An 8,813-nucleotide genomic window follows, 5' to 3' on the forward strand; every position below is an offset into this window, starting at 1 on the left:
CCACATATTCGTCCCGCACGCCACGGCGGGGGGGGGGGGGGGGGGGGGGGGGGGGGGGGGGGGGGGCGCGGGGGGGGGGGGGGGGGGCGGCCCCCCCGCGGGCCCCCCCCCTTGGGGGCGGCGCCCCCGGGGGCCGCCCCCGCCCCCCCCCCCCCCCGCCGTGGCGTGCGGGACGAATATGTGGAGCAGGCCGTCGCCGCCCGCCGCGGCCTCCCGCAGAAAAGCCGCGCACTGCGGAGTGAGGTCGTAGACGACTTCGGCCCGTCCCGTGGTCACCTCGATCTCTGTGCTCTTCATGCACCCATCGTCCCTCACTGTCGTCCTCACTCCCACATCCCTGCGTGGTTGGCTCCTGGCGCCGCTGACCGCGAAGTTCGACGCTCGGACGGCCTCCTCGGCATCGTCGCCGGTAGAGGTGCATCGATAATCGCTGGACCCCGATCGGTACTCTGGGGTCCTGGTAATTGCAGCTAGTCGATCTTGGAGGACCCCGTCGTGGCTCTCGTCGTTCAGAAGTACGGAGGATCCTCGCTCGAATCAGCCGAGCGGATCCGGCGCGTCGCTGAGCGGATCGTGGAGACGAAGAAGCAGGGTCACGACGTCGTGGTCGTCTGCTCCGCGATGGGCGACACCACCGATGAATTGCTGGACCTGGCGCAGCAGGTGGCGCCCTCGCCGCCGCCGCGTGAGATGGACATGCTGCTGACCTCGGGTGAGCGCATCTCCAACGCGCTGGTCGCCATGGCGATCCACTCGCTGGGCGCGGAGGCGTGTTCGTTCACCGGGTCGCAGGCCGGGGTGATCACCACCGGATCGCACGGCAACGCGCGGATCATCGACGTGACCCCGTCCCGGGTGCGCGAGGCGCTCGACGAGGGCATGGTCGTGCTGGTCGCCGGGTTCCAGGGCGTGGCGCAGGATTCGAAGGACGTGACCACGCTGGGTCGCGGCGGATCCGACACCACCGCGGTCGCGCTGGCCGCGGCGCTGGAGGCCGACGTCTGCGAGATCTACACCGACGTGGACGGCATCTTCACCGCCGACCCGCGGATCGTCCCGGATGCGCAGCGCCTGGAACAGGTCTCCTTCGAGGAGATGCTGGAGATGGCGGCCTGCGGGTCCAAGGTGCTCATGCTGCGCTGCGTGGAATATGCGCGCAGCTTCAATGTGCCCGTGCACGTGCGCAGTTCGTACACGGACAAGAACGGCACCTACGTTTACGGATGGATGGAGGACATCCCCTTGGAGAAAGCAATCCTCACCGGCGTCGCGCACGATCGCAGCGAGGCCAAGGTGACCGTGGTGGGCCTGCCGGACGAGCCGGGCTACGCCGCCAAGGTATTCCGTGCCATCGCCGATGCCGAGATCAACATCGACATGGTGCTGCAGAACATCTCCAAGGTGGAGACCGGCAAGACCGACATCACCTTCACCCTGCCCAAGACCGATGGTCCCAAGGCGGTGGAGTTCCTGACCAAGCGGCAGAGCGATATCGGTTTCTCGCAGGTCCTCTTCGACGACCACATCGGCAAGGTGTCGCTGGTCGGCGCCGGGATGAAGAGTCATCCGGGCGTCACCGCCACCTTCTGTGAGGCGCTGGCGCAGAACGGGATCAACATCGACCTGATCTCCACCTCGGAGATCCGGATCTCGGTGCTGGTCAAGGACACCGAACTCGACGACGCCGTGAAGGTGCTGCACAAGGCCTTCGATCTGGGCGGCGACGAGGTGGCGGTCGTGCACGCCGGGTCGGGGATCTGATCATGGGTGTGCGCGTAGGCGTCGTCGGCGCGACCGGGCAGGTCGGCGCCGTCATGCGAAAACTGCTGGAGGAGCGCAACTTTCCCGCCGACGAGGTCCGGTTCTTCGCCTCGGCGCGCTCGGCCGGGAAGAAGCTGCCCTGGCGCGGCGGCGAGGTCGTGGTGGAGGACACCGAGACCGCCGACCCGAGCGGGTTGGATATCGCCCTGTTCTCCGCGGGTGGCACCATGTCGAAGGTGCAGGCACCGCGGTTCGCCGCCGCCGGTGTGACCGTCATCGACAATTCCTCGGCGTGGCGCAAGGATCCCGAGGTTCCGCTGGTCGTCAGCGAGGTGAACCCGGAGCAGGTGCGCAATCTGCCCAAGGGCATCATCGCGAACCCGAACTGCACCACCATGGCCGCGATGCCGGTGCTCAAGCCGCTGCACGACGAGGCCGGGCTGCAGCGCCTGATCGTCTCCAGCTACCAGGCGGTGTCCGGCAGCGGGCTCGCCGGTGTCGAGGAGCTCGCCTCGCAGGCGCGCGCGGTGATCGACGACGCCGAGAAGCTGACCCACGACGGTTCCGCGGTCGCGTTCCCCGCGCCCGACAAGTACGTCGCGCCGATCGCGTTCAACGTCCTGCCGCTGGCCGGTTCGCTGGTCGATGACGGCTCCGGCGAGACCGACGAGGACCAGAAGCTGCGCAACGAGAGTCGCAAGATCCTCGGCATCCCGGACCTGCTCGTCAGCGGCACCTGCGTGCGCGTGCCGGTCTTCACCGGCCACTCCCTGTCGGTGAATGCCGAATTCGCGCAGCCGCTTTCGGTCGAGCGCGCCCAGCAGATCCTGGCCGGAGCGCCCGGGGTGCGGCTGGTCGACGTCCCGACCCCGCTGGAGGCGGCCGGTAAGGACGAGTCACTGGTCGGCCGCATCCGCCAGGATCCGGGCGTGCCCGGGGGTCGCGGCCTGGCGCTGTTCATCTCGGGCGACAACCTCCGAAAGGGCGCCGCCCTCAACACCATTCAGATCGCAGAAGTGTTGCTCGCCCAACGCTGATCTCGCCGCCCCGGCGTGCTCGCTGGAAGTCCCGGCGTGCCCGTTGAAAGTCAAAGTCCCGGCGTGCCCGTTGGAAATCCTGGCGTGCCCGTTGGAAGTCCTGGCGTGCCCGGCTCATATTCCCGGCGTGCCCGCCTCATATTCCCGGCGCGTTTTTGGCCGGGAACGCTTTTCCGGGATGTTCAATCTTGGTGAAAGGTGTGTAACTTCGGCGCCCACCTGGGTTTTCTCCGCGACACCCGGCCGAATGATGTTGGCGCTCAGGGGTGTTCGATCGCCATGATCGAGCGATGGAGGACGAACTGCGTGTGCGGCTGGACTGGATTCGTGGGCGCCTCGAATGGTTGCGCGAGCGGGATGCGTTGCTACCGAGGGTCTTCGACGGTGAGGTTCCCTCCGGGGGAAATCTGCACTCCTACCTCACCTGGCCGGTGTCACCCGGGAGATTGGCGAAGCTGGAATCGGTGATGTCCGGGGAACTGGCCCGCGGCTTCCGGGAATTCCTCGTCCACATCGGAGTCGGCGCCGGTCCCTACTGCGGAATCAGCTGGGAGCGCATGGTCCGTTCGGCGAACAATGCTTGCGCGCAACCGTTTCCGGGCGGTGAGCAGGGGTCGCTCGGCCCCTGCGCCGCCCGGCCGACGGGCGGATTCCTGGTGATCAGCGATGTCGGGTACGGGGACTTCATCGGCCTGGTCGCCGCCGGTCCCGCCCGCGGACGAGTCGTGTATCTGGGGTATCGCCGCGGTGAATGGTCGCTGGGCCCGGCCTTTCTCGACTACTACCAGAGCTGGCTCAACCATGCCGCCGCCCGGCTCAATGCCGAGGCGCGGGCGCAGCTGGTGACCCGCCCGTGACTCATCGAATGCCGGGCGTTCGGGGGTCCGGCCCGACACAGGCGAGCAGCGCACACCCCGGCGGTGCGTCGGTGAAGGGCGGCGCGAGGGGAGTATTCAAGCAGGACAGCACATTACAGCCCGGATAGGCGTACGGCCCGAGGCCGAAGACACCCAGCGTGATGTCCGGGTCGAAGTAGTTGCGTGGATCCAGGCGGACGGGTGGTTCCACGTAGGGGCCCGGATCGGGGACCGGTGGTTCCAGGAACGCCGCGAACAGACGGCGGAAGAACTCGTGGGTCAGTTCGGAGGTGTTCTGCAGGGTGCCGCTGATGCCGAGATCGCTGTGGTTGCCGAAGAATCCGGTCCACGCCACCGTCAGGTCGAGGCTGGGGATGACGAAGACGTTCTGCAGGCCGAGGCCGGACATCTCGTAGACGTCGGGAGGCAGGAAACGCGGCATCTCGACGCATCCCGACCCGATCCAGAACAGGTACCCGTAACACGGGTTTGCCGCCGAGGGCGCCAGCGCCCGGCGCAGGTAGTCGCCGGACACCACCGGTGTCTCGCCCCACCGGCCGTCGTTGCTCACCAGCAGGCCCAGCTTGGCGAGGTCGTCGGGCGGGATCATCAGATGGGCGTATCCGTAGGTGGTGCCGGAACGGTCACGGGCCCAGTAGTAGTCGCTGCGCGCAATGCCCAGCGGATCGAACAGTTCGCGCTGCGCGAACTGCTGCAGCGGCTCGCCGACGGCGAGTTCCAGGACATAGCTGAGCAGGTCCACATTGCGCTGGCTGTAGGAGAATTCGGTGCCCGGCGGATCGTCGAGCGGCATGGCGAGCGCCTGCACGGCGCTGTGGGGATCGATGGGGACAACCGCGGTGGCGCCCTCGTTCACCAGCCCGATGTGCAGGCCGGAGGTCTCGGTGAGCAGATTCTCGACGGTGATCGACCGATGCGCCTCGTCCCCGAGCCCCGGCGGCAGGTAGCGATCGATCGGCGCGGAGATATCGAGAGCGCCCCGGTCCCAGGCGATTCCGGCAAGCAGCGACACCACGCTCTTGGTGGCACTCCAGACATTCCAGGGAATGTGGTCGGTCTCCGCATTGCGCGGCCCGGTCCCGACCAGGCAATTATGCCGAAACACCTTGACATTCAACCGATTCCGCTCCGCGGCAAACCGCATGACCGCATCCAGCCGACCAGAATCCAACCCCACCCGCTCCGGTTCGGTCCGCGCGAACTCCCGCCCGTCCGACACCTCACAACGCCCCGGTGCCTCGGGCGCCGTGGATACCACCCCGGACGGTTCGGCCACCGCCCCCGGCTCCGCCCGCACCGGCACGGCGAACACGCCACCCGCCACCAACCCGGTAACTCCCACACCCACCAGCCACCCCAGGATGCGCCCCATAGCCCCACATTATCCCGCCCCACCCCACCCCGCCCCAGCCGCCGACACTTCTCGCACCCTCTGTCAGGGGTGGCGGGGTGAGCGGATTGCGTAGGCGGTGGCGGCGAGGGTGAGTGCGGTGAGGCCGGTGAGGACGGAGGCCGGGGGGAGGGTGAAGGCTAGGGCGGCGCAGCCTGTGGTGCCCACGAGGGGGATCCAGCGGGGTGGGCGGCCCTCGTGGGCTCGCAGTGTTGCGGCCGAGAGGTTGGCGATCAGGTAGTAGAACAGCACCGCGAAGGACGAGAACCCGATGGCCGCACGCAGATCCGCGCTCGCCGCCATGATCGCGACCACCGCGCCGACGAGCAGTTCCGCTCGCTGCGGGACCTCGAAGCGCGGATGCACGGCCGCCAGCGCACCGGGCAGATGGCGATCGCGGGCCATGGCCAGCGTGGTGCGCGAGACCCCGAGCAGCAGCGCGAGCAGTGAGCCGGTCGCCGCGACCACGGCGCCCACCCGCACGACGGGCGCGAATTCGCCTGCCCCCGCGGCGGATACGGCACGGGCGAGCGGATCGGCCCCGGCCGCCAGCCCGTCGCTGCCGAGCGTCACCAGTACGGCCGCGGCGACGGCGGCATAGACGGCGAGTGCCAGTCCCAGCGCGAGGACGATCGCACGCGGAATGGTGCGCCGGGGATCGCGGACCTCCTCGCCGAGGGTGGCGATGCGGGCGTATCCGGCGAAGGCGAAGAACAGCAGACCGGCCGCCTGCAGCACACCGGTCACACCCACGCGCTCGATCAGAGGCGTTGCGGCGGGGTGGCTTCCGAGCAGGCAGATGCCTACGACGGCCGCCAGCACGAGCAGCGTCACCCCCACGATGATCCGGGTGACCAGCGCCGATTTCCGCACCCCCGCACAGTTCACGGCCGTGACCGCCACGACCGCGGCCACCGCCACCGCCCGGGCCCGGTCCGGCCACGCGTAACTGCCGACGGTCAGCGCCATCGCCGCGCACGAGGCCGTCTTCCCCACGATGAATCCCCAACCGGCGAGATATCCCCAGAACGGCCCGAGGCGCTCCCGGCCGTACACATAGGTCCCGCCCGACACCGGGTACAGCGCCGCCAGACGCGCCGAGGACATCGCGTTGCAGTAGGCGACCAGCGCCGCCACCGCCAGCGAGAGCAGCAGCCACCGCCCGGCCGCCGCGGCCGCGGGAGCGAGCGCCGCGAAGATCCCCGCGCCCACCATCGACCCCAGGCCGATGGTCACCGAATCGGCAAGCCCCAGCCTGCGCCGCAATTCCGGACCGGTCATGCGGACATCCTCGCGGACGGGCGACCGCAGCGCGACCTGCCGTCCGGCGGTGCGTTGTCCCGATACGCCACGGCCGTTGGGTCCCACCCGAACACGCGAAACGCCACCAGGTCAGGGGGAGAACCTGGTGGCGCTGTCGCTCCGAGCTCCGCGAACGCCACGCCGGCTTCGCGGCTCGGGCGCCGACGCCCAACATGCGCCTCTCGGCGAGTGGTCGCTCGTAGCGACGAAGTGGTGAGGCCCGGGGCTGTCCCGGCGTCGGCAATGGTGATCAACGGACGCACGCCGGGATCTATTCCGAACACATGACGACAGACTGCCAAGTCTTTTCTTGACTTATTCCAGAAAATGGGCAGACTGGGTTCATGCACACCGGTGGTTTCGATCCGCGCGAGAGGTTGCGCGCGGCAGGCCTGCGAGTGACAGCCCCGCGGGTCGCGGTGCTGGATGCGGTGACAGCCCAACCGCATTCGGACGCCGATCGGGTGGCCGCCACGGTGCGCGAACAGCTGGGCTCGGTATCCACACAGGCCGTCTACGACGTGCTGCGCGCCTGTGTGAACGCCGGGCTGCTGCGGCGCATCGAACCGGCCGGGTCCTCGGCGCTCTACGAGGCCCGCATCGGCGACAACCACCACCACCACCTGGTGTGCAGAAACTGCGGCACGGTCGTGGATGTGGACTGTGCCGTGGGCAGTGCCCCCTGCCTCGACCCGCCCGACGCGCACGGTTTCGCGATCGATGAGGCCGAGGTCGTGTATTGGGGGCTGTGCCCGACCTGCCGTCGGACGGACTCCACACCGACCGGATGAAATCCATCCACACCCGAAACCCGGGCAGCCCGTCACCCGGGGCGTTGCTCACCAGCCCAAGGAGGCTTCCATGACCAAGCCGACCACCACGAACACCGGTATCCCGGTCGCCAGCGACAACGAGTCGCTGACCGCGGGCACGCAGGGCCCCATCCTGCTGCACGACCACTATCTGATCGAGAAGCTCGCGCAGTTCAACCGGGAGCGGGTGCCGGAGCGGATCGTGCACGCCAAGGGCGCGGGCGCGTACGGCGAACTCGTCGTCACCAACGACGTCAGCCGTTTCACCAAGGCCAAGCTGTTCCAGCCCGGTGCGCGCACCGAGTCGCTGGTGCGGTTCTCCACGGTCGCGGGCGAGCAGGGCAGCCCCGACACCTGGCGCGACCCGCGCGGTTTCGCGGTGAAGTTCTACACCGAGGACGGCAACTACGACATCGTGGGCAACAACACCCCGATCTTCTTCATCAAGGATCCGATCAAGTTCCCCGACTTCATCCGCTCGCAGAAGCGCCTGCCGGGCAGCGGACTTCGCGATCACAACATGCAGTGGGACTTCTGGACCCTGCGCCCGGAGACCGCACACCAGGTGACGTGGCTGATGGGCGACCGCGGTGTCCCGGCCACCTACCGCCATATGAACGGCTACGGCTCGCACACCTATCAGTGGGTCAACGCCAAGGGTGAGCGGTTCTGGGTGAAGTACCACTTCAAGACCGACCAGGGCATCAAGAACCTGACCCAGGCCGAGGCCGACCGGCTGGCCGGAACCGACCCCGATTTCCACCGTCAGGACCTGTACGAGGCCATCGAGCGCGGCGAATTCCCGAGCTGGACCCTGCACGTGCAGGTGATGCCGGAATCCGAGGCCGAGGGTTACCGGTTCAACCCGTTCGACCTGACCAAGGTCTGGTCGCACAAGGACTACCCGCTGATCGAGGTCGGCCGCTGGACGCTGAACCGCAACCCGCAGAACTACTTCGTCGATATCGAGCAGGCCGCCTTCGAGCCGTCGAATGTCGTTCCGGGCGTTGGCTTCTCGCCGGACAAGATGCTGCTGGGCCGCGTGTTCTCCTACGCTGACGCGCACCGGTACCGTATCGGCACCAACTACGCGCAGCTGCCGCCGAACCGGGCCCGTGCCGCGGAGGTGAACTCCTACTCCAAGGAGGGCGCCATGCGCTACGACTACAACGCACCGGAAGTTCCTGTGTACGCGCCGAATTCGTTCGGCGGCCCGCACGCCGACGCCACCCGCGCCGGTGACGAGGGCACCTGGACCTTCGGGCAGGAGGCCGTGCGCGCCGGGTACATCCAGCACCGCGAGGACGGCGACTTCACCCAGGCCGGCACGCTGGTCCGCGAGGTGTACAACGACGCCGAGCGAGATCGCCTGGTGGACAACGTCGTCGGCCACGTGCTGGGCGGCGTGCGAGAGCCGGTACTGAGCAGGGTGTTCGACTACTGGAAGAGTGTCGACCCGGAGATCGGCAAGCGCATCGAGGAAGGTGTTCGCACCGGCCTCAACGGCAACGCCTGATATAGGGAATGCGAAGGGCCCCCACGGAATGAGGGGGGGGGCGTAGGTGTGGGAGCGGGGGGCGCCCGGTGGGAGCCAGCCGCGCAATATTAAAGCCCCCCAGGGGGGGAGAGGGTT

The 8,813-nt window shown here is 68.4% G+C and carries 7 protein-coding genes; 5 read left to right on the forward strand and 2 right to left on the reverse strand.

Annotated elements, in window-relative coordinates; translation table 11 throughout:
• Positions 1-495 precede the first annotated feature (495 nt).
• From QH290_RS32055 to QH290_RS32065, 3 genes are all read left to right on the forward strand, one after another.
• Positions 496-1,761: an aspartate kinase gene (locus tag QH290_RS32055; RefSeq protein ID WP_280262763.1), complete on the forward strand. Its 1,266-nt coding sequence runs from the start codon at positions 496-498 to the stop codon at positions 1,759-1,761.
• A 2-nt stretch (positions 1,762-1,763) separates the two neighbouring features.
• On the forward strand, positions 1,764-2,798 hold the full coding sequence (locus QH290_RS32060; protein ID WP_280386989.1) for an aspartate-semialdehyde dehydrogenase: 1,035 nt from the start codon (positions 1,764-1,766) through the stop codon (positions 2,796-2,798).
• 290 nt (positions 2,799-3,088) lie between these two features.
• Complete coding sequence (locus tag QH290_RS32065; protein ID WP_280262767.1) at positions 3,089-3,655, forward strand: SMI1/KNR4 family protein; 567 nt, start codon at positions 3,089-3,091, stop codon at positions 3,653-3,655.
• Position 3,656: 1 nt separating this feature from the next.
• On the opposite strand, the gene QH290_RS32070 is transcribed toward QH290_RS32065, so the two are convergent.
• Together QH290_RS32070 and QH290_RS32075 are read right to left on the reverse strand one after the other, a co-directional pair.
• On the reverse strand, positions 3,657-5,048 hold the full coding sequence (locus QH290_RS32070) for a serine hydrolase domain-containing protein (RefSeq protein WP_280386990.1): 1,392 nt from the start codon (positions 5,046-5,048) through the stop codon (positions 3,657-3,659).
• Positions 5,049-5,111: 63 nt separating this feature from the next.
• Positions 5,112-6,347 (reverse strand): APC family permease, encoded by a 1,236-nt coding sequence (locus QH290_RS32075; RefSeq protein WP_280386992.1) that lies wholly within the window; start codon positions 6,345-6,347, stop codon positions 5,112-5,114.
• Positions 6,348-6,712: 365 nt separating this feature from the next.
• Here QH290_RS32075 and QH290_RS32080 point away from each other — a divergent pair, with 365 nt between their 5' ends.
• Both QH290_RS32080 and QH290_RS32085 read left to right on the forward strand, forming a co-directional pair.
• Positions 6,713-7,159: a Fur family transcriptional regulator gene (locus tag QH290_RS32080; protein ID WP_280386995.1), complete on the forward strand. Its 447-nt coding sequence runs from the start codon at positions 6,713-6,715 to the stop codon at positions 7,157-7,159.
• A gap of 70 nt (positions 7,160-7,229) precedes the next feature.
• Positions 7,230-8,696 (forward strand): catalase, encoded by a 1,467-nt coding sequence (locus QH290_RS32085; protein WP_280262775.1) that lies wholly within the window; start codon positions 7,230-7,232, stop codon positions 8,694-8,696.
• Positions 8,697-8,813: the final 117 nt, after the last annotated feature.

The sequence above is a fragment of the Nocardia wallacei genome (genome assembly GCF_029869545.1).
Lineage (GTDB): Bacteria > Actinomycetota > Actinomycetes > Mycobacteriales > Mycobacteriaceae > Nocardia > Nocardia wallacei_A.